21 protein-coding genes are annotated in these 17,767 nt (G+C 72.0%); 8 read left to right on the top strand and 13 right to left on the bottom strand.

What is annotated here, in order from left to right; all coding sequences use genetic code 11:
* Nucleotides 1-19 precede the first annotated feature (19 nt).
* Entirely contained in the window at nucleotides 20-805 is a 786-nt protein-coding gene (locus ACFFIA_RS26190; RefSeq protein ID WP_377255019.1) for a methyltransferase domain-containing protein, read from the top strand.
* A gap of 3 nt (nucleotides 806-808) precedes the next feature.
* Here the strand turns inward: ACFFIA_RS26190 and sigB are convergent, their stop codons facing one another.
* Nucleotides 809-1,774 (bottom strand): RNA polymerase sigma factor SigB, encoded by a 966-nt coding sequence (sigB, locus tag ACFFIA_RS26185; RefSeq protein ID WP_377255016.1) that lies wholly within the window; start codon nucleotides 1,772-1,774, stop codon nucleotides 809-811.
* 252 nt (nucleotides 1,775-2,026) lie between these two features.
* On the opposite strand from sigB, the gene ACFFIA_RS26180 reads away from it, so the two are divergent.
* Nucleotides 2,027-2,815, top strand: coding sequence for a sporulation protein (locus ACFFIA_RS26180; protein ID WP_377255291.1), 789 nt, complete (start codon nucleotides 2,027-2,029; stop codon nucleotides 2,813-2,815).
* Nucleotides 2,816-3,158: 343 nt separating this feature from the next.
* On the opposite strand, the gene dtd is transcribed toward ACFFIA_RS26180, so the two are convergent.
* The 5 genes from dtd to ACFFIA_RS26155 all read right to left on the bottom strand — a co-directional run bounded on the left by dtd (nucleotide 3,159) and on the right by ACFFIA_RS26155 (nucleotide 7,274).
* Nucleotides 3,159-3,581, bottom strand: coding sequence for a D-aminoacyl-tRNA deacylase (gene dtd / locus ACFFIA_RS26175; RefSeq protein WP_377255013.1), 423 nt, complete (start codon nucleotides 3,579-3,581; stop codon nucleotides 3,159-3,161).
* A gap of 4 nt (nucleotides 3,582-3,585) precedes the next feature.
* Nucleotides 3,586-5,049, bottom strand: coding sequence for a DUF7782 domain-containing protein (locus ACFFIA_RS26170; protein ID WP_377255010.1), 1,464 nt, complete (start codon nucleotides 5,047-5,049; stop codon nucleotides 3,586-3,588).
* Entirely contained in the window at nucleotides 5,050-5,469 is a 420-nt protein-coding gene (locus ACFFIA_RS26165) for a cupin domain-containing protein (RefSeq protein ID WP_377255007.1), read from the bottom strand.
* A 77-nt stretch (nucleotides 5,470-5,546) separates the two neighbouring features.
* Nucleotides 5,547-6,674, bottom strand: coding sequence for a PQQ-dependent sugar dehydrogenase (locus tag ACFFIA_RS26160; RefSeq protein ID WP_377255004.1), 1,128 nt, complete (start codon nucleotides 6,672-6,674; stop codon nucleotides 5,547-5,549).
* Between the two features lie 63 nt (nucleotides 6,675-6,737).
* The gene (locus tag ACFFIA_RS26155; protein ID WP_377255001.1) at nucleotides 6,738-7,274 is read right to left on the bottom strand and encodes a helix-turn-helix domain-containing protein; all 537 of its coding nucleotides are present in this window, start codon (nucleotides 7,272-7,274) and stop codon (nucleotides 6,738-6,740) included.
* Between the two features lie 208 nt (nucleotides 7,275-7,482).
* On the opposite strand from ACFFIA_RS26155, the gene ACFFIA_RS26150 reads away from it, so the two are divergent.
* The gene (locus ACFFIA_RS26150) at nucleotides 7,483-8,064 is read left to right on the top strand and encodes an HhH-GPD-type base excision DNA repair protein (protein WP_377254999.1); all 582 of its coding nucleotides are present in this window, start codon (nucleotides 7,483-7,485) and stop codon (nucleotides 8,062-8,064) included.
* Between the two features lie 9 nt (nucleotides 8,065-8,073).
* Here ACFFIA_RS26150 and ACFFIA_RS26145 read toward each other — a convergent pair whose 3' ends face one another.
* Together ACFFIA_RS26145 and ACFFIA_RS26140 are read right to left on the bottom strand one after the other, a co-directional pair.
* Nucleotides 8,074-8,385: a YlcI/YnfO family protein gene (locus tag ACFFIA_RS26145; protein WP_377254996.1), complete on the bottom strand. Its 312-nt coding sequence runs from the start codon at nucleotides 8,383-8,385 to the stop codon at nucleotides 8,074-8,076.
* Nucleotides 8,382-8,669 carry a hypothetical protein gene (locus ACFFIA_RS26140; protein WP_377254994.1) on the bottom strand — a complete coding sequence of 96 codons (288 nt, stop codon included), beginning with the start codon at nucleotides 8,667-8,669 and terminating at the stop codon, nucleotides 8,382-8,384. Before ACFFIA_RS26140 ends, ACFFIA_RS26145 begins: the two co-directional genes overlap by 4 nt.
* 78 nt (nucleotides 8,670-8,747) lie before the next feature.
* Between ACFFIA_RS26140 and ACFFIA_RS26135 the strand changes: the two genes are divergently transcribed.
* The gene (locus ACFFIA_RS26135; RefSeq protein ID WP_377254992.1) at nucleotides 8,748-9,119 is read left to right on the top strand and encodes a DUF3099 domain-containing protein; all 372 of its coding nucleotides are present in this window, start codon (nucleotides 8,748-8,750) and stop codon (nucleotides 9,117-9,119) included.
* Between the two features lie 25 nt (nucleotides 9,120-9,144).
* On the opposite strand, the gene ACFFIA_RS26130 is transcribed toward ACFFIA_RS26135, so the two are convergent.
* Complete coding sequence (locus ACFFIA_RS26130) at nucleotides 9,145-10,017, bottom strand: carbohydrate kinase family protein (protein WP_377254989.1); 873 nt, start codon at nucleotides 10,015-10,017, stop codon at nucleotides 9,145-9,147.
* Nucleotides 10,014-10,919, bottom strand: a complete 906-nt coding sequence (locus ACFFIA_RS26125) for a pseudouridine-5'-phosphate glycosidase (protein ID WP_377254986.1) — start codon at nucleotides 10,917-10,919, stop codon at nucleotides 10,014-10,016. The genes ACFFIA_RS26130 and ACFFIA_RS26125 overlap by 4 nt, the downstream gene beginning before the upstream one ends.
* A gap of 22 nt (nucleotides 10,920-10,941) precedes the next feature.
* Here ACFFIA_RS26125 and ACFFIA_RS26120 point away from each other — a divergent pair, with 22 nt between their 5' ends.
* From ACFFIA_RS26120 to ACFFIA_RS26110, 3 genes are all read left to right on the top strand, one after another.
* A complete protein-coding gene (locus ACFFIA_RS26120) occupies nucleotides 10,942-11,214 on the top strand; it encodes a DUF3039 domain-containing protein (protein ID WP_377254984.1) in 273 nt (90 codons plus the stop codon).
* A 9-nt stretch (nucleotides 11,215-11,223) separates the two neighbouring features.
* Nucleotides 11,224-11,829, top strand: a complete 606-nt coding sequence (locus ACFFIA_RS26115; protein ID WP_377254981.1) for a trimeric intracellular cation channel family protein — start codon at nucleotides 11,224-11,226, stop codon at nucleotides 11,827-11,829.
* A 114-nt stretch (nucleotides 11,830-11,943) separates the two neighbouring features.
* Nucleotides 11,944-13,659 (top strand): DEAD/DEAH box helicase, encoded by a 1,716-nt coding sequence (locus tag ACFFIA_RS26110; RefSeq protein ID WP_377254978.1) that lies wholly within the window; start codon nucleotides 11,944-11,946, stop codon nucleotides 13,657-13,659.
* 192 nt (nucleotides 13,660-13,851) lie between these two features.
* Here ACFFIA_RS26110 and ACFFIA_RS26105 read toward each other — a convergent pair whose 3' ends face one another.
* Nucleotides 13,852-14,091 (bottom strand): DUF7455 domain-containing protein, encoded by a 240-nt coding sequence (locus tag ACFFIA_RS26105; protein WP_173041975.1) that lies wholly within the window; start codon nucleotides 14,089-14,091, stop codon nucleotides 13,852-13,854.
* 246 nt (nucleotides 14,092-14,337) lie between these two features.
* A complete protein-coding gene (locus tag ACFFIA_RS26100; protein ID WP_377254976.1) occupies nucleotides 14,338-15,945 on the bottom strand; it encodes an RNA polymerase sigma factor in 1,608 nt (535 codons plus the stop codon).
* Between the two features lie 342 nt (nucleotides 15,946-16,287).
* Between ACFFIA_RS26100 and ACFFIA_RS26095 the strand changes: the two genes are divergently transcribed.
* Nucleotides 16,288-17,103 (top strand): inositol monophosphatase family protein, encoded by an 816-nt coding sequence (locus ACFFIA_RS26095; RefSeq protein WP_377254973.1) that lies wholly within the window; start codon nucleotides 16,288-16,290, stop codon nucleotides 17,101-17,103.
* A 2-nt stretch (nucleotides 17,104-17,105) separates the two neighbouring features.
* Here ACFFIA_RS26095 and ACFFIA_RS26090 read toward each other — a convergent pair whose 3' ends face one another.
* Nucleotides 17,106-17,627 carry a LytR C-terminal domain-containing protein gene (locus tag ACFFIA_RS26090; protein ID WP_377255289.1) on the bottom strand — a complete coding sequence of 174 codons (522 nt, stop codon included), beginning with the start codon at nucleotides 17,625-17,627 and terminating at the stop codon, nucleotides 17,106-17,108.
* Nucleotides 17,628-17,767 lie beyond the last annotated feature (140 nt).

Genomic DNA, 17,767 nt, shown 5'->3' with positions numbered 1-17,767 from the left:
CGGCGATAGCGTGCTGGTCATGGCGACGTACACGCACGGCCACCACGAGTCGGTCCTGCGCTCCCACAAGTGGCGCACGGTGGAAAACTCCGCGGCCTACCTCCTCGACCACCTCGCGCCCGGGCTCGCCGTGCTCGACGTCGGCTGCGGTCCCGGCACGATCACCGCGGACCTGGCGAGGCTGGTCGCGCCCGGGCGGGTCACCGCGGTCGACACGTCCGAGGCGGTGCTGGACGAGGCGCGCCGGACAGCCGGCCTCGCCAACGTCGAGTTCGCCGTCGCCGACGTGCACGCGCTCGACTTCCCGGACGGCTCCTTCGACGTCGTACACGCCCACCAGGTGCTCCAACACGTCGGCGACCCGGTGCGCGCGCTGGCCGAGATGCGGCGCGTGTGCCGGCCGGGCGGGATCGTGGCCGCGCGCGACTCCGACTACGCGGCGATGACCTGGTATCCCGAGGTGCCGGAGCTGGACGCCTGGCTGGCCCTCTACCGCGACGTGGCCCGGCGCAACGGCGGCGAGCCGGACGCCGGGCGGCGGCTGCACGCGTGGGCGCGGCAGGCCGGCTTCCGCGAGGTGGCCGTGACGGCGTCGGTGTGGTGCTTCGCCTCTGACGAGGATCGCGGCTGGTGGGGCGGCATGTGGGCGGACCGGGTCACGCACTCGGCCATCGCCGGCCAGGCGCTCGCCGCCGGGTACTCGCGGGAGGAGCTGGAGCGGATCTCCAGCGGATGGCGGAAATGGAGCGCCGTGGAGGACGGCTGGTTTGCCATCCTCCACGGCGAAGTGCTCTGCCGGCCCTGAGGGTCAGCTCGCGTACGCCTCCAGGCGCTTGGCGCGCGAGGGGTGGCGCAGCTTGAGCAGCGTGACCTTCTCGATCTGGCGGATCCGCTCGCGGGAGAGGCCGAACTCGCGGCCCACCTCGTCGAGCGTGCGCTGGCGGCCGTCGTCGAGGCCGAAGCGGAGGCGGATGACCGCCTGCTCGCGCTGGGAGAGCGTGGCGAGCACGATCTCCACCTCGCTGCGCAGCTCGCCCTGCGCCACGCTGTCGGCCGGCTCCTCGCGCGGGTCGATGCCCGCCACGAAGTCACCGAGCGCGCTCTCGCCGTCTTCGCCGACCGCCTGGTCGAGGCTGACCGGCTCGCGGTCGTACGAGATCAGCTCGATCACCTGGAACTCCGGCACGCCCATCGCCTTGGCCACCTCGGCGATCGTGGGCTCGCGGCCGAGCGAGGTGCTGAGATCGCGGCGGGCGCGGACCATCCGGTTGACCTGCTCGACCATGTGCACTGGGATGCGGATGGTGCGGGCCTGGTCGGCCATGGCGCGGGTGATGGCTTGGCGGATCCACCAGGTGGCGTAGGTGGAGAACTTGTAGCCCTTGGTGTAGTCGAATTTTTCGACGGCGCGGATGAGGCCGAGGTTGCCTTCCTGGATGAGGTCGAGGAAGGCCATCCCACGCCCGGTGTACCGCTTGGCGATGCTGACCACCAGCCGCAGGTTGGCCTCCAGCAGGTGGTCCTTTGCCGCGCGACCCTCGACCGCGACGGTCGTCAGGTCTTCGCGTACGGCCGGCGGAAGCGCGACATCGGCGAGCTTTTCCTCGGCGAAGAGCCCGGCCTCGATACGCTTGGCGAGTTCGACTTCCTGAACGGCGGTGAGCAGCTTGGTGCGGCCGATTCCGTTGAGGTAGGCGCGGACCAGATCGGCCGAAACTCCCCGCTCGTCGGTGGCGTCGAGGTCGGTAACCAGGCTGAGCTCGTTGTCGTTCATTTGCAGGACCACCTTTAGTCGCCTCCCCGCGTCGACAAGTGGCACGCGTCCCAGCGGCCGGAGTGGCGCTGGTGGGAAAAGCTTGACGGTCGGGGCGTGAAGCGGGAGTGAGGCGAGCGTCCCGTGGCACTAATCCGGTAGTTGAATAGTCCCGTTTAACCCATTCGAGGGAAATGTCGACGGTTGCCGGGCCGGTCTACTGTGCTGGCGTTGCCATTCCCAATCAGCGATACCCCGGTCCGGGAGGACGACGTGGTCTTCAAGCGCATGTTGCAGGCGATGGGCGTGGGAGGCCCGTCCGTCGAGACGGTGCTCAGCAACCCCAACTGCCGTCCCGGTGGCTACCTGGAGGGCCAGGTGCACGTGGTGGGAGGCGACCACCCGGTCGACATCGAGTACCTGGCCGTGGGCCTGGTCACCCGGGTCGAGGTGGAGAGCGGCGACTCCGAGTACGAGACGAACCAGGAGTTCCACCGCCAGCGCCTGACCGGCTCGTTCCGGCTCAACCCGGGCGGGCGCCACGACGTGCCGTTCCGCTTCGACGTGCCGTGGGAGACACCGATCACCGAGCTGTACGGCCAGCACCTGCACGGCATGACGATGGGGCTGCGCACCGAGCTCGAGGTGGCCCGCGCGGTCGACAAGGGCGACCTCGACGCGGTGGCCGTGCATCCGCTGCCGGCCCAGGAGCGCATCCTCGACGCGCTGCTCCGCCTCGGTTTCCGCTTCAGCCGGGCCGACGTCGAGCGGGGGCGCATTTACGGGGTACAGCAGAGCCTGCCGTTCTACCAGGAGATCGAGTTCTATCCGGCGCCGCAGTACGTGCGGGCCTTCAACCAGCTCGAGGTGACCTTCCTGCCGACTCCGCACCAGCTCCAGGTGGTGCTCGAGGTGGACAAGCGGGGCGGGCTCTTCACCGAGGGGCGCGACGCGTTCGGGCGCTTCACCGTCGACTACGCCGGTGCCGAGCGGGCCGACTGGGCCGGCCAGTTGGACGCCTGGCTGCGCCAGTCAGCTCAGCGTCGCGGCCTGTTCTTCTAGGTCTTTTCGCGGTCGAGGTTCGCGCTTCGCGTTGGGGTCCGCGTTTGGTGTGACAAAAGGGGAGCTGCCGCGATGCCCGTCGTGCGCCTGACCGCTGCTCCCGCAGCCGCGTCCTCCGCGTCCCCACGATCACGACCCAGCCCGGCACGGGCCGCGATCGAGGCCGACCATTTCGTGGAAACGGTGTTGGTCGTGACAGGCAGCCCGCGAGGGTTGTGTCGGGGACATAGCCGCTCGCGGGCGGTTTGTACGGGCTGTGTCCCTGACGTTGCCCACTCGGCCCGCCCCGGCGCGGCGCCCCCGCCCGACCCTTGGCGCGGGATCGCGGTCGACCGGTCCGGGGTCAGAGTTCGAGCAGGATGGTGCGCGGGCCCACGTTGACGCTCTCCACGAGCATGTGGGCCCGAAACCTTCCGGTCGCCACCGTCGCGCCCCGGCCCTCCAGCGCCTTCACGAACGCGGTGACCAGCGGCTCGGCCACCTCGGCCGGGGCCGCCGCGCTCCAGGACGGGCGGCGGCCCTTGCGGGCGTCGCCGTAGAGCGTGAACTGGCTGACCACGAGCACCGGCGCGTCGGCGTCGGAGGCGGACCGCTCGTCGTCGAGGATGCGCAGCTCCCACACCTTGCGGGCCATGGTGTCGGCGGTCGCGGGCGTGTCGGAGTGGGTCACGCCGAGCAGCACCAGCAGCCCGTCTTCGACGGCGCCGACCACCTCGCCGTCGACCGTGACGCTGGCCCGCCCAACGGTCTGCACCACCGCGCGCACCGCGTCAGCTCCCCGCCGGGAGCAGCACGCCGCGCTCCACGAGGCGGGCCACGATCGGTACGGCGGCCTCGGCGAGATCCGCCTCGGGGACGTCGTGGGCCACCGCGAGCACGGCGACCTGGTCGCGCAGCGGCACCTGCCCGTCGCAGCCGCCCACCAGCGCGAGCACCAGCGGGTCGATCTCCTCGCTCCAGCGCAGCCCGCCCGCCATGGCCAGCACCTGCCGGTCGACCGCCCAGCCCTCGTCGCCCATCGTGGCCTCCTGCCGGAGCTGGAGGCCCTCGGCGGCCCGGTAGCGCTCGGCGAGGAGGCCGGCCGCGTCCCGTACCCGGAGGAAGCCCTGGCGGTCGAACCAGGCCGCGATCTGCGCGCCGAGCGACCCCGCGACCTGCTGGCGGAGGTCTTCGACCCGGACCACCTGGTCGTCGGCGCCGGACCGGCGGAGCGTGACCAGCCCGAAGCCCACGGCCTCGATCTTGTTGGCGTCGAACCAGTCGAGCCAGATCGCCTTGTCGGCCGGGTCGTGCGCGTCGCCCGCGTCGCTGAACCAAAGATCCACATAGGACACCGGATCGGCCACCTCGCGCTGGATGATCCACGCGTCCAGGCCGGTGCCGGCGACCCAACCGGCGACCCGGTCGGCCCAGTCTTCGCCGGCCACGTGCGCCCAGTTGGCGAGGTACTGCATCGTGCCGCCCTCGGTGAGCAGCGCGGGCGCGAGCGCGGCGAGGTCGGCGCTGATGGCGTCGCCCGGACGGCCGGAGTCGCGGTACGAGTGCGCGGTCGTGCCCGGGCCCACCACGAACGGCGGGTTGCTCACCACCAGGTCGAAGTGGCGCCCCGCCACCGGCGCGGTCATGTCGCCGTGGAGCAGCTCCCACTCCAGGCCGTTGAGCGCGGCGGTGGTGGCCGCGAAGCTGAGCGCCCGTTCGCTCACGTCGGTGGCGGTGACGCTGGTGGCGTGCTGGGAGAGGTGCAGCGCCTGTACGCCGCAGCCGGTGCCCAGGTCGAGCGCGGCGCCCACCGGCCGGCGGATCGTGGCACCGGCGAGCATGGCGGACGCCCCGCCGACGCCCAGCACGTGGTCGAACGCGACCGGCCGGCCGGGGTGGGCGGCGGCGGGCAGGTCGGCGAGGACCCACCACGCGTCGCCGTACGCCTCCAGGTCGAGCCCCTGCCGCAGCCCGTCGCCATCCGGCACCACCAGTTCGGCGGCCAGCGCCTCGGCGAGCGGCAGCGGCGCTAGCGCGGCCTCGACAGCCGCGGTGGGCTCGGTCTGCGCGCACACGAAGAGGCGGATCAGCGTCGCGAGGCGGTCACCGTCGGCGGTGGCGCGCAGCGCGGCCCGGAAGTCGTTGCGGGACAACGCGGCGGTGGCCGCCGGACCGAGACGGTCGGCGATGCCGCTGGCGGTGTATTCGGTCAGGGCGGAGCGCAGTTGCTCGACGCCCCTTTCGGTGAAGAGCATTCAGTCCATCCGGAAGTCGGCGAAGTCGAAGCCGGGCGCCACCACGCAGCTCACCAGCACGGGCTCGGCACCGGCCGGCGCGGCGGACTGCCACACCCCGCCCGGCACGAGCACCTGTGGCCGCTGACCGGCGGCGATGTCGTTGCCCAGGAGGGCGGTCTCCTCGTGCTCGCGGCGTGTGCGCAGCGCCAGCGGGCCGCCCGCGTGCCACAGCCACAGCTCGTCGGAGCGGACCACGTGCCACCGCGACTCCTCGCCGGGGTGGAGCAGGAAGTAGATCGCGGTGGCGGCCCGGCGCGGCCCGCCGTACCCCTCCGGCTCGAAGGCGTGTGCGCTGCGCCAGGTCTCCCGGAACCAGCCACCTTCCGGGTGGGGCGCCAGGTCGAGCCGCTCGGCGAGCGGCGGTCGCGGTGTGGCCACCGGGACATTCTGGCGGTTGGGCCCTGCCTCATGAGGCAGGACCCGGCCTTCGCTCGACCGACCGTGTGACATATGCCCTAACGCTGGGCGGGGTGGCGCAGGACGCGGTCGTCGCCGCCCCGTACGTCGCCTCGGCCGTCGCGGTTGGACGTGCTCAGCCACAGTGCGCCGTCGGGGGCGACCTCGACGGTGCGCAGGCGGCCGTACCGGTCGACCAGCTCCGCGCGCGGCTCGCCGGGCTCACCGTCGTTGAGCGGTACGGTCCACAGCCGCTCGCCGCGCAGCGCCGCCACGTAGAGCGTGTTGCCGGCGACCGTCGCGCCGGAGGGGGATGCCTCGTCGGTCGGCCAGGTGACGATCGGGTTGGTGTACCGCCCGCCGTCGGTGTCACCCTCGCCCTCCACCTCCGGCCAGCCGTAGTTGCGCCCCGGCTCGATGCGGTTGACCTCGTCGAGGCGGTTCTGGCCGAACTCGATGCCGTACATCCGCCCGCCGCTGTCCCACGCCAACCCCTGTACGTTGCGGTGGCCGAGCGTGTACACCGGCGAGCCGGCCCGGGGGTTGCCCGGCGCCGGCTCGCCCTCGGGCGTCAGCCGCAGGATCTTGCCGTTGGGGCTGTCGGCGTCCTGCGAGAGGTCGGTGTCGCCGGCGTCGCCCGTGCCGGCGTAGAGCATGCCGTCGGGGCCGAACTTGATCCGCCCTCCATTGTGGTTGTTGCCTTTGCGGATGCCGTCGAAGATGACCTCCGGGCGGCCGCCGCCGAGCTGGAAGCGGACGATGCGGTTGTCGGTGTCGCTGGTGTAGTACGCGTAGACCCAGCGGTCCTGGGCGTAGCCGGGGGAGACCGCCAGCCCGAGCAACCCGCCCTCACCGACCGCGTCCACGCCGGACACCTCGTACACCTCGCGGGCCTGGCCGCCGCCCGGTGACACCTGGACGACGCGGCCGGTTTCGCGCTCCGCGACGAGGGCGTCGCCGTCTGGCAGGAAGGCCATGCCCCACGGCACGTCCAGCCCGCTCGCCACCTCCTGCGGCGCACCGAGGTCGGGCGTGCCACCGGGCGTGCTGGTGGCGCCGCCGGAGGCGGTGGGCGTGGGCACGCTGGGCGAGGGCTGGACCGGGGTGCCGCCCTCGCCGTCGTCACCCGCGCCCGTGCAGGCGGTCAACGTCGCCACCAGGGCCAGTGCCAGCACGGTCTTGCGCACGCTTCACCCCTACTCGTCGGCTGTGCCGATCGCACCAGAGCGGGGCGAAAGGCCGAAGAAAGATTACTGCCGGCCGATGGCGTGTCCCTGCTGGCGCAGCCGCCGGGCCCATCCGGCGACCGTGTGCCGGGGTACACCGAAATGCTCGGCCACCGCGGTGATCGAGCCGGTCTGGCGGTAGACATCCATGACCTGGTCCGCCTCGGGCATCCGCCGGTACGCGCGCGTGCCCCCGCCCTCCGCGGCCTCCTTGGCGGCCCGGCGGCCGGTGGTCTTGGTGGCTTTCGCCGCGGCCTTCTTCGCGGCGGTCTTGCGGGGCCTGCGGCGTGCGGTCGGCACGGCCTCGACCTCTTCGACCGGCTCGGCCGCGGCCGGGAGCGCCGGCGGTGGCGTCGGGGCGGCGAGGGCGCGGACGAGCAGATCGAGATCCACGGGCGGCAGGTCGGCGGGGGCGAGCCCGCCACCGCTGGCTGCCCGTACGGTCAGCTCGGTGATCCGGGTCTGGCCGGTGGAAATGTCCACGTGCACCGTGGTGTGTGCCGTGTCGGCGCCGGCCGCGCCGTCATTGTCCGGCGTGATGGTGATGACGTATTTGCTCACGGGAGCCTCCTGTCCAGTGGTCCGCCATCCACACGTTTGACCGCCGCGCCCCCGCGCATCCGGCGCCCCGCAACCCCTTGGTGGGACGACCTGCCACATTTGTCGACTGCGTGAGATTACCTCTCCGAGATCGGTGGCTGTGGTCTCCTGGCGCTTTCCATAGTGGAGTGGGTCCCGATCGCCAAGAGCATCGGGCAGGATGGGGCGTATGACGCTGTCGCTGCCCATCGACCCCGAAGCCAACAACCTGCTCCAGCGCGACCCGTTGGCTCTGTTGATCGGCATGATCCTCGACCAGCAGTTTCCGCTCGAGCGGGCGTTCGCCGCGCCGTACGAGCTGACGAAGCGGCTGGGCCACGAGCCGACCGCGCGGGAGCTTGCCGACTTCGACCCCGAGGCGCTGACGGCCATCTTCGCCACACCGCCGGCGCTGCACCGTTTTCCGAAGGCGATGGCGGCGCGCGTGCAGGAGGCGTGCCAGATCCTTGTCGGCACGTACGACGGTCGCGCCGAGAAGGTGTGGCTCGACGCCGCCGACGGCAAAGACCTCCTGAAGCGGGTCGGCGCACTCCCCGGGTTCGGCAAGCAGAAGGCGCAGATTTTCGTGGCGCTGCTGGGCAAGCGCTTCGACGTGCGGCCGGAGGGCTGGCGTGAGGCGGCCGGTGCCTACGGGCCCGACGACGCCTACAAGTCGGTGGCCGACATCATCGATCCCGCGTCGCTGGTCAAGGTCCGCGAGTACAAGCAGGCGGCGAAGGCGGCGGCCAAAGAGGCCGCGGCGAAGAAGTAGCCCGAGCCTTCAGGCGGCGTGGGGGTGGGCCAGCGCCGCTATCGCCCGCCGCACGTCGGCGAGGGAGACGGTCGCCGACTCGTCGAGGTCGGCCAGGCCCGCCTCGATCCACTGGCGCATGAGCGTGGTGACGCCGATGCCGCGCGCCTCGGCGGCCTCGCGCACGCGCTCGTAGGTGTCTACCGGCAGCCGCACTGAGCGGCTCACCATCGGCACGTCACTGTCAGGAGTGGGCAACTCGGCGGGCTGTCCCTCGTCGATCAGCTCGGCGAGCCGCTCGCCGCCCTCGTGAAAATGCTTGATCGCGTCGCTTCTGTTCATCGTCGCCACCCCTGCTGTGCCTCGTCGTACCGCTTGGACTCGACGTCGGTCAGGTCGCGTGCGGACAGGACGTCCCAGTCGTTGTCGCCGCGGTCGGCCTCGACGAGCAGGATCGCCAGCCGCCGCCCGCGCCCGGTCGCCGCGTAGACCACCATGACGTCATCGCCCAGGTGCCGGATGATCCGGCGCGTGCTGTGCAGTGCCTCCCAGACCTCGCCGGGAGCCACCTCGTAGAGCCGCAGGTTGCTCAGGCCCTCCGCGGTGAAGCTGAACCTGCTTCCCACGCGGGCAGCGTACCACGCACGTAACACGACGGGCTGGGCGAAAGCGGGGGCCGTACGGGCGAGTGGAAGGATGGGCCGGTGAAGCGAAAGGCCCAACGGCCGATCCTGATCACCGACGCCGACCGCAGCCAGGCTGACCAGTTGCGCAGCCGCAAGGTGCGGTACGTCCTCATGATGTCCGTCCGTGGGGTCTGCCTGCTGCTCGCCGCGATCCTGGTGGGCGTCAAGGCGCCGTTGCTCTGGCTCTGGCTGCCGCTCTGCCTGCTCGGCATGGTGCTCGTACCCTGGCTCGCGGTGCTCCTCGCCAACGACCGCCCGCCCAAGGAACAGCACCGGTTCCGCCACAAACCGCAGGACTCGGAGCCCGTGCGCGAGTCGCTGCCGGCCGCGGCCCCGCCCCGCACCATCGACGCCGACCCACCCTCACCGCGTGACCCCGAGGTGAGCTGACCACCCGGCCTCTCGCGGGCGGGGATTAGGGCCGGGCGCCGAGCTGTCGTACCGCCTCGGCGCCCAGAGCCACCGCCCGGGCCAGCGCCTCCGCCGGGCTCGCGCCGCCGGTCCAGGCCGCGAGCAGGCCGGCTGCGAAGGCGTCGCCGGCGCCGGTCGGGTCGACCACCGTGGCGGGTCGGCCGGGCGCCTCGGTCACGCCTTCCGGCCCGGCCCACACGGCGCCCGCCGGGCCGCGTTTGACCACCGCGTTCGTCGCGACGGTGGCGAGCGTGCGGGCCTGCGCGACCGGGTCGGTGCCGCCAGCCAGCACCGCGGCCTCATCGGCGTTGGCGAGGACGAGGTCGGCGTGTCGTACCCAGTCGAGGAAGGCCGCGCCCGCGCGCCGCAACGGACCCGCGGAGGCCACGTCGACGCTGGTGGAGAGCCCATGTTCGCGGGCGGCGGCCAGCGCGCGCAGCCCGGCCTCGCGGGAGGCCGGGTCCAGGAGGGGGTACGCGGAGACGTGCACATGCCGCGCGGGCGGCGCGCCGGTGAGCGCGGCGTCGACGTCGGCGGGGGAGAGCAGCAGGCTGGCGCCGCGGTCGTTGATCATCGTGCGCTCGCCCGCCTGGGTGAGGACGATCACGGTGCCGGTGGCGGCGCCGGCGTGGGCGCGTACGGCGCAGCGGACCCCGGCGGCGGTCAGCTCGGCGACCCGGGCGGCGCCGGCGTGGTCGTCGCCGACCGCGGCGACGAGCGTGACGGGCGTGCCGAGGCGGGCCAGCCACGCGGCGGTGTTGGCGCCCTGCCCGCCGCCGGCGAAGCTGATCCGCGCGGCGGTGTCGGTGCCCGTGGTGGGCGGGCCGTCGAGCGCGGCCACGACGTCCGTGACCAGGTCGCCCACGACGACGATCAAGTGGCGGCCGCCACCGCGATCCGTGCGGCCAGGTCGGCGTTGCGCAGGATGATGCGGATGTTGACCGCCAGGCTCGCGCCCTCGGTCGCGGCGTGGAAGTGCGCCAGCAGGAACGGCGTCACCGCCTTCCCGGTGATCCCCTCGCTCCGCAGCCGCGTCAGCCCCTCGGCGAGCGTGCGGTCGTGCAGCTCGGGGTCGAGCTGCTCGGCGAGCGGGAGCGGGTTGGCGACCACCAGCCCGCCGATGTGCACGCCCTGGGCGCGCTGGGCGGCCATCACCGCGGCGACCTGCTCGGGCGTCTCGACCGACCAGTCGAGGTCGAAGCCGGCGTCGGTGATGTAGAAGCCGGGGAAGCGGCGCGTGCCGTAGCCGAGCACCGGCACGCCCAGCGTCTCCAGCCGTTCGAGCGTGGCGCCCACGTCGAGGATCGACTTCACGCCGGCACAGACCACGGTGATGGGGGTGCGGGCGAGCGTGATGAGGTCGTTCGACTCGTCGTACGCCTCGCGGTGCACCCCGCCCAGCCCGCCGGTCGCGAAGACCCGGATGCCGGCCGCGACCGCGACCGCGCTGGTGGCGGCGACCGTGGTGGCCCCGTCGACGGCGGCCGCGGCGGCGACCGGGAGATCGCGCACGGAGAGTTTGGCCACACCGTCTGCGGTGGCGAGGCGGGTCAGTTGGGCGTCGTCGAGCCCCACGAGCAGCTCGCCGTCGATCATGCCGATGGTGGCCGGCACGGCGCCTGCCGCGCGTACCGCCTCCTCGATCTCGCGCGCCACGCGAAGGTTTTCCGGGCGGGGCAGGCCGTGTGCGACGATTGTGCTTTCCAGGGCCACGACGGGCCGGCCGGCGCGCTGGGCCTCGGCGACCTCGGGGCCGACCCGGATGTGAAGGTCCGTCACGATCACTACCGTATGTGGCGCGATGGACCGCCCGGCGCCGAGGTGGGAAACTAGGCGGCTGGAGGTGTTTCCTGACGTGAGCACTGAGGTTCTTGAGCGTCCCGACCTGAAGGACGCCGATACTGGTCCTGAGATGTTCCACTATGTCCGTAAAGAGAAGATCGCCGAGAGCGCTGTGATGGGCACTTTCGTGCGGGCCCTCTGCGGCGAGACCTTCCCCGTCACAAAGTCGCCCAAGCCGGGCTCGCCGGTCTGCCCGCAGTGCAAGGAGATCTACGACTCGATGGGCGCGTGACGGCCCACCTTGCTCGTCGCTGACCTGGTCGGGGTGGCCGTCTTCGCCGCCTCCGGAGCGTCCGCCGGCGTGGCCAAGCGCCTCGACCTGTTCGGTGTGATCTTCGTCGGGTTCGTCGCCGCACTCGGCGGCGGGATCCTCCGCGACCTCGTGATAGGCGCGGTGCCACCGCTCGCGTTCGAAGACTGGCGATACGCCACCGTCGCCGCCGTGGTGGCCACCGCGACCTTCTGGCTCCATCCCCAGCTCGCCCGGCTCCGCCGCACCGTACTCGTGCTCGACGCGGCCGGGCTCGCGCTCTTCACCGTCACCGGCACGCTCAAGGCGCTCGACGCCGGCGTGCCCCCGGTGGGCGCCTGCCTCATCGGCATGCTCGTGGGCATCGGTGGCGGCCTCGGGCGCGACCTGCTCACCGGCGAGATCCCGGTCGTGCTGCGGCGCGAGATCTACGCGGTGGCCGCCCTCATGGGCGCGGTCGCGGTGGTCGCGCTGGAGCGCCTGGGCCTGCACCACGATCTGGTGCTCCTCGCGCCAGCCGTCCTCATCTTCGGCATCCGGCTGCTCGCGCTCCGCCGCAGGTGGTCCGCCCCGCTGGCCGCTCCCGACGCCCGTTGACCGCGGTGTGACCCGTGTGGCGAGTGGGGCGCGCAGGCCGCTCCGGAGGTTATGCTGAGGGTCGCCTTCGCGCCGTCGCGCGGGGGCGATTTCGTGTGTCAAGGGGGGTGTCGGGTGCGGCTGGCGTTGGACGACTTTCCACCGCTTCGGGCCTGGCAGCGCAAGGCGATGGTGGAGTACCTGCGCCGTCGCTCCGAAGATTTCATGGCCGTGGCGACGCCCGGCGCCGGCAAGACCACGTTCGCGCTGCGCATCGCGGCCGAGCTGCTGGTCGACGGCACGGTCGAGGCGGTCACCGTGGTGGCCCCGACCGAGCACCTCAAGACCCAGTGGGCGACCGCGGCGGGGCGCGTGGGCATCCAGCTGGACGCCTCGTTCCGCAACGCCGATGTGCACTCCTCGTCCGACTTCCACGGCGCGGTGGTCACGTACGCCCAGGTCGGGGTCGCGCCCCAGGTGCACCGCCGCCGCACCATGACCCGCCGCACGCTGGTGATCCTCGACGAGATCCATCACGCCGGCGACTCCCGCTCGTGGGGCGACGGCGTGCGAGCCGCGTTCGAGCCCGCTGTGCGGCGCCTGATGCTGACCGGCACGCCCTTCCGGTCCGATGACAACCCCATCCCCTTCGTGACGTACGAGCGGGGCGCTGACGGCCTCCAACGGTCCCGCTCCGACTCGGTGTACGGCTACTCCGACGCCCTCCGCGAGGGCGTCGTGCGGCCGGTGATCTTCCTGGCGTACTCCGGCGAGACCCGGTGGCGCACCAGCGCGGGCGACGAGTTGGCGGCACGGCTGGGCGAGCCGATGACCCAGGACCTCGTGGCGCAGGCGTGGCGCACCGCGCTCGACCCGGCCGGCGAGTGGATGCCCCAGGTGCTGCGGGCCGCCGACGCGCGCCTCCAGGTGCTGCGCGCGGGCGGCATGGCCGACGCGGGCGGGCTGGTGATCGCGACCGACCAGCAGGCCGCCCGGGCGTACGCGCGGCTGATCGAGCGGGTGACCGGCGAGAAGGCGGTCGTCGTGCTCTCCGACGACCAGGGCGCCTCGGCGCGCATCGCCGCGTTCTCGGCCTCTGAGCAGCGGTGGCTGGTCGCGGTGCGGATGGTCTCCGAGGGCGTCGACATCCCGCGGCTGGCCGTCGGCGTGTACGCGACAAGCGCCTCCACGCCCCTCTACTTCGCCCAGGCGATCGGCCGCTTCGTCCGCGCCCGCCGCCCCGGCGAGACCGCCACCGTCTTCCTGCCGAGCGTGCCCCACCTGCTGGGGCTGGCCAGCGAGATGGAGGCCGAGCGCGACCACGTGCTGGGCGAGCCCCGCTCCAAGGACGGCTTCGACGACGACCTGCTCGAGCGCGCCCAGCGCAACGAGCAGGCGAGCGGCGAGCTGGAGAAGCGGTTCGAGGCACTCTCCGCGACGGCCGAGCTCGACCAGGTCATCTTCGACGGCGCCTCCTTCGGCACGGGCGCGCAGGCGGGTACGCCCGAGGAGGAGGAGTACCTGGGCCTGCCCGGCCTGCTCACCGCCGAGCAGGTGGCGGTGCTGCTCAACAAGCGCCAGGCCGACCAGCTGGCCGCCCAGCGGCGGATGAAGGCGACCGCGCCCGCGGCCACGGTGCCGCCCCAGCCCGCCGGGCCGAGGACGGCGGGGGAGCGCCGGATCGCCCTCCGCCGCCAGCTCAACTCGCTGGTCAACGCCCACCATCACCGCACGGGCCTGCCGCACGGGAAGATCCACGCCGAGCTGCGGCGCCTGTGCGGGGGCCCGCCCAGCGCCCAGGCCACGATCGAGCAGCTGGAAGAGCGCATCGCGACGGTGCAGACCCTGTAGGTCGCCGCTCGCCGGCGCGCCTTAAGTGCGACGAGGCCGTGCCCGGCGGGACAAACGTGACGCGAGTGCCCAAAAGGACAATCTCGAGCCCGTGTTCGCTCCTAGCGAAACGGCCCCAGGGAACACAGAACCGGCCGGAGGCACACCTCCTCCGGCCGGTCTACGTCTGTGTCGTGCGGTTGTCGAACCTGGTCAGTTCGGGTTTGCCATGAGTTCAGCGCCGCGCCAGGTGAACTCGGGGTCGGACACGAACTGCACCGTGATCTTCACGAGATCCTCGGCGTACTTGTTCGCGTGGTGCCCGCAGAACACCAGCTCGCTCCCGCCGGCCAGGGTGATGCGCAGCTTGCCAGCCGCGTTGCAGCGGTCGCACCGTTCATCGGCGGCTGGCGGAGCCGCCGTTTCGGGCGGCGGCGTGAGGGTCGGGGTCATCGCCTTCCTCCTCTGGTCGTCACCGATGAACACTGTCTTCGGTCCTTGCTCACCTATCGTCCAACACCCACAGGGGGTGCTGCCTTCCCGGAGTGCCCTCTGGGGACCGAGGTCACACCTGGGTACCGACAGTGTGCCGTGCGACAAGGGTGCCACGTCAACGATCACAACGAGGCAACGGCGACATGACCACGTCGTGATGTACGCGTGGTGTTCAAAGCGACACGCTCTGTTGACGAATGTCCCTCAATCGAGGTAATCGCGGAGCACCTGGGACCGCGACGGGTGTCGCAACTTTGACATCGTCTTCGACTCGATCTGACGAATGCGCTCGCGTGTCACGCCGTACACCTGGCCGATCTCGTCGAGCGTGCGCGGCTGGCCGTCGGTGAGGCCGAAGCGCAGCCGGACCACGCCGGCCTCCCGCTCGGAGAGCGTCTGGAGGACCTGCTGGAGCTGATCCTGCAGCAGCGAGAAGCTGACCGCGTCGACCGCCACCACGGCCTCGGAGTCTTCGATGAAGTCGCCGAGCTGGCTGTCGCCCTCGTCGCCGATGGTCTGGTCGAGCGAGATGGGCTCCCGGGCGTACTGCTGGATCTCCAGCACCTTCTCCGGTGTGATGTCCATCTCCTTGGCCAGCTCCTCCGGGGTGGGCTCGCGGCCCAGATCCTGGAGCAGCTCACGCTGGATGCGACCGAGCTTGTTGATCACCTCGACCATGTGCACTGGGATGCGGATGGTGCGGGCCTGGTCGGCCATGGCGCGGGTGATGGCTTGGCGGATCCACCAGGTGGCGTAGGTGGAGAACTTGTAGCCCTTGGTGTAGTCGAATTTTTCGACGGCGCGGATGAGGCCGAGGTTGCCTTCCTGGATGAGGTCGAGGAAGGCCATGCCCCGCCCGGTGTACCGCTTGGCGAGCGAAACCACGAGCCGCAGGTTGGCCTCGAGGAGGTGGTTCTTGGCCCGCTCGCCGTCGCGCCCGATCCAGCTCAGGTCGCGGTGCATCTGGGTGGGGAGCTTCTCCTCGCCGTCCTCGGCGGCGCGCAGCCGCTCCGCCGCGTACAGCCCGGCCTCGATGCGCTTGGCGAGCTCGACCTCCTGCTCCGCGTTGAGCAGGGGGACCTTGCCGATCTGCTTGAGGTAGGCGCGGACCGAGTCGGCGGAAGCGGTGAGCTCGGCGTCGCGGCGAGCCTGCTTGAGCGCCTCGGACTCCTCGTCGTCCCACTCGAAGTCGTTGCTGTCGGCGGTGGCGTCGGCCTGCGCCGCCTCGGCGAGCTCGGCCGGCTCCTCGACCACGACGTCTTCGATCTCGGCGGCCAGCGCCTCGGGATCGATGTCTTCGACCTCGCCCTCGGGCGCGGCGCCGTCGGCGGGCTGCTCGCCCCCGGGCGCGGCCTTGGCCCCCTTGACGGCCTTCGCCGGGCCGTTCTTCGGGGCTTCGTCGGAAGCGGGCTTGGCGGCCTTTGCCGCTGGGCGGGCCTGGGCGTCGGCCGCGGGCGCGGCCTTCTTCAGCGGAGTCACGGTGGCCTCCTCGGCGGGTGCCGGCTTGGGCACCGGCGCCTTCTTGGCCGCCGTCTTCGTCGCCTTCGCGGTCGTCACCTTCGACGCCGGCGTCACGGACCGCGCGGCGGAGACGCGGCGGCGGGTGCTGACGGAGCCGTCCCACACCACGGTCACGCCCTTCTCGGCGAGGGCGCGCAAAATCTTCTTGGCCTCAGCCGGCGTCACCGCGGCGGCCTCCACGGTCTGCGTGACCTCAGCGGAGGTCAGCTGGCCGCCGGCGCGCTCGGCGTGGGCGATCAGTGAATCGGTGATCGAGCGAACGTCGGCGCCGGTGTGGCGAGGCTCTGTCACGAATGACCTTCCGGAGGCGATGAACGAACGCGGGCCGACCGGCCAGCACAGCACGACGTGACGAACTGGCCGGTTTGTGGGAGCCCCCGTCTCGCGGGCCGTCCGGGCGGTGACGGTCCGCGTCGCGGTGGGCAGCGTGAATTGTAACGCTGTCTGCGGCGATCATCCCGCGGCGCACGCCGGGGGAGCGGCTCCGGGGGCCGCCGCAAAGGGTCTTTTCGAGGCTCTGACAGGATGATACGGGCCAGGCAAGAATTTGTCGGGCCGGTCCCGCCGACCTTCCACGGTCGGGGGCGAGGCCCGGCCGTCGCCGCTGACGGAGATCCAGGTAGGGGGTAGGGGATGCCGGACGCGGCGCAGTTGCTGGCGATCGCCGTGGAGATCGTCCGGGAGGCGGGCGAGACCGCGCGCCGGATGCGCGCCGAGGGGGTCTCCGGCGTCGCCACCAAGAGCACCGACACCGATGTCGTGACCGCCGCGGACCGCGCCGTCGAGCGCCAGGTGGTCGACGCGCTCCGGGTACGGCGGCCGCGCGACGTGGTCCTCGGCGAGGAGTACGGGGCGAGCGGGGCGCGCGGCGAGGTGCGGTGGATCCTTGACCCGATCGACGGCACCGTCAACTACCTGTACGACATCCCGCAGTACGCCGTCTCGCTGGCCGCCGAGGTCGACGGTCGCGTGGTCGCCGGCGTTGTGCACAACCCCGCCACCGGCGTGGAGTGGACCGCGACGCTGGGCGGCGGCGCCTACCGGGCCGTAGCCGGGAGCGGCGCCCGGGAGCGGCTGGGCGGCTCGCCGCAGACCGACCTGGCCCAGGCGCTGGTGGGCACCGGCTTCGGCTACGACTCGAGGCGTCGTGTGTACCAGGCCGGCGTGCTGCACGGGCTGCTCGGGCACGTACGCGACATCCGCCGCTTCGGCTCGGCCTCGCTCGACCTGTGCGCGGCGGCGGGCGGGCAGCTCGACGCGTACTACGAGAAGGGGCTGAACCCCTGGGACCACGCCGCCGGCGGCCTGGTCGCGACCGAGGCCGGCCTGATGGTCGCCGGCCTCTCCGGTGCACCTCCGGGGCTCGACATGGTGGTCGCCGCCCCGCCCGCGCTCTTCAAGCCGCTGCACGACCGCTTGGTGGAGCTGGACGCGGCCGGCGGGCCCTGACCTCAGGCCCGCGCCTTCTCCGTGCAGGTGCCCGGCGGGAGCTGCGGGCTGCCCAGGTCGACCAGCGACTGGTTGACCTCGGTCGGCGTGGCCAACTGCTGGAACTGGGAGCCGAGCACCACGTCGACCACGTCGTCCTGACGGTTCGGGTCGTACTCCGTCTCGGCCTTGTCGAGGAAGAACGCCCGGATAACCTGGGACGAGCCGAGCCCTTTCGGCCCGTATCGGAGGAGGGCGACGCCGTCGACGCCCTTCTTCTTCGGGTCGTTGCCCTTCTTCTGCACCTGAAACTCGCGGCCCGCGAAGTCGTCCGCCACCGACTCGGCCAGGCCCTGCGTGTCAGTCGCGTTGTAGACGTTGATCTTGATGTCCTTGGACTCGCGGAGCACCATGTCAGCGCGGGGCCAACCCTCGGGGCAGTTGGCCGACGGTGCCTCGCCGCCCTGCGAGTCGCGCACCAGCGCGACCCCGACAAAGACCAGCGCGAACACGACCAGTACGCCGACAACGACGAGTGCTCGCACTCGGGCAAAGGTCATGCCGGTGAGGTTAGCGCCTGGTGGCCCATCCCGCGGACGGAGGCGCGCAAAGCCGCGAATCAGGTCGAGTCGCCGGTGTGTTGACGGTGTGCCGAAGCCGGGTACCCCTATCTTCGTGTCGCCTG

It is taken from the genome of Phytohabitans kaempferiae, assembly GCF_042433955.1.
Taxonomy (GTDB): domain Bacteria; phylum Actinomycetota; class Actinomycetes; order Mycobacteriales; family Micromonosporaceae; genus Phytohabitans; species Phytohabitans kaempferiae.
This window is presented reverse-complemented; position numbering and strand designations above follow the sequence as displayed.

Excerpts from the sequence above, each read along its gene's own strand:
- ACFFIA_RS26145 (WP_377254996.1), bottom strand. The coding sequence starts at position 8,385 with ATGAACAGAAGCGACGCGATCAAGCATTTTCACGAGGGCGGCGAGCGG.
- ACFFIA_RS26190 (WP_377255019.1), top strand. The coding sequence starts at position 20 with ATGGCGACGTACACGCACGGCCACCACGAGTCGGTCCTGCGCTCCCAC.
- sigB (WP_377255016.1), bottom strand. The coding sequence starts at position 1,774 with ATGAACGACAACGAGCTCAGCCTGGTTACCGACCTCGACGCCACCGAC.
- ACFFIA_RS26170 (WP_377255010.1), bottom strand. The coding sequence starts at position 5,049 with ATGCTCTTCACCGAAAGGGGCGTCGAGCAACTGCGCTCCGCCCTGACC.
- ACFFIA_RS26150 (WP_377254999.1), top strand. The coding sequence starts at position 7,483 with ATGACGCTGTCGCTGCCCATCGACCCCGAAGCCAACAACCTGCTCCAG.
- ACFFIA_RS26105 (WP_173041975.1), bottom strand. The coding sequence starts at position 14,091 with ATGACCCCGACCCTCACGCCGCCGCCCGAAACGGCGGCTCCGCCAGCC.
- ACFFIA_RS26120 (WP_377254984.1), top strand. The coding sequence starts at position 10,942 with ATGGACCGCCCGGCGCCGAGGTGGGAAACTAGGCGGCTGGAGGTGTTT.
- ACFFIA_RS26095 (WP_377254973.1), top strand. The coding sequence starts at position 16,288 with ATGCCGGACGCGGCGCAGTTGCTGGCGATCGCCGTGGAGATCGTCCGG.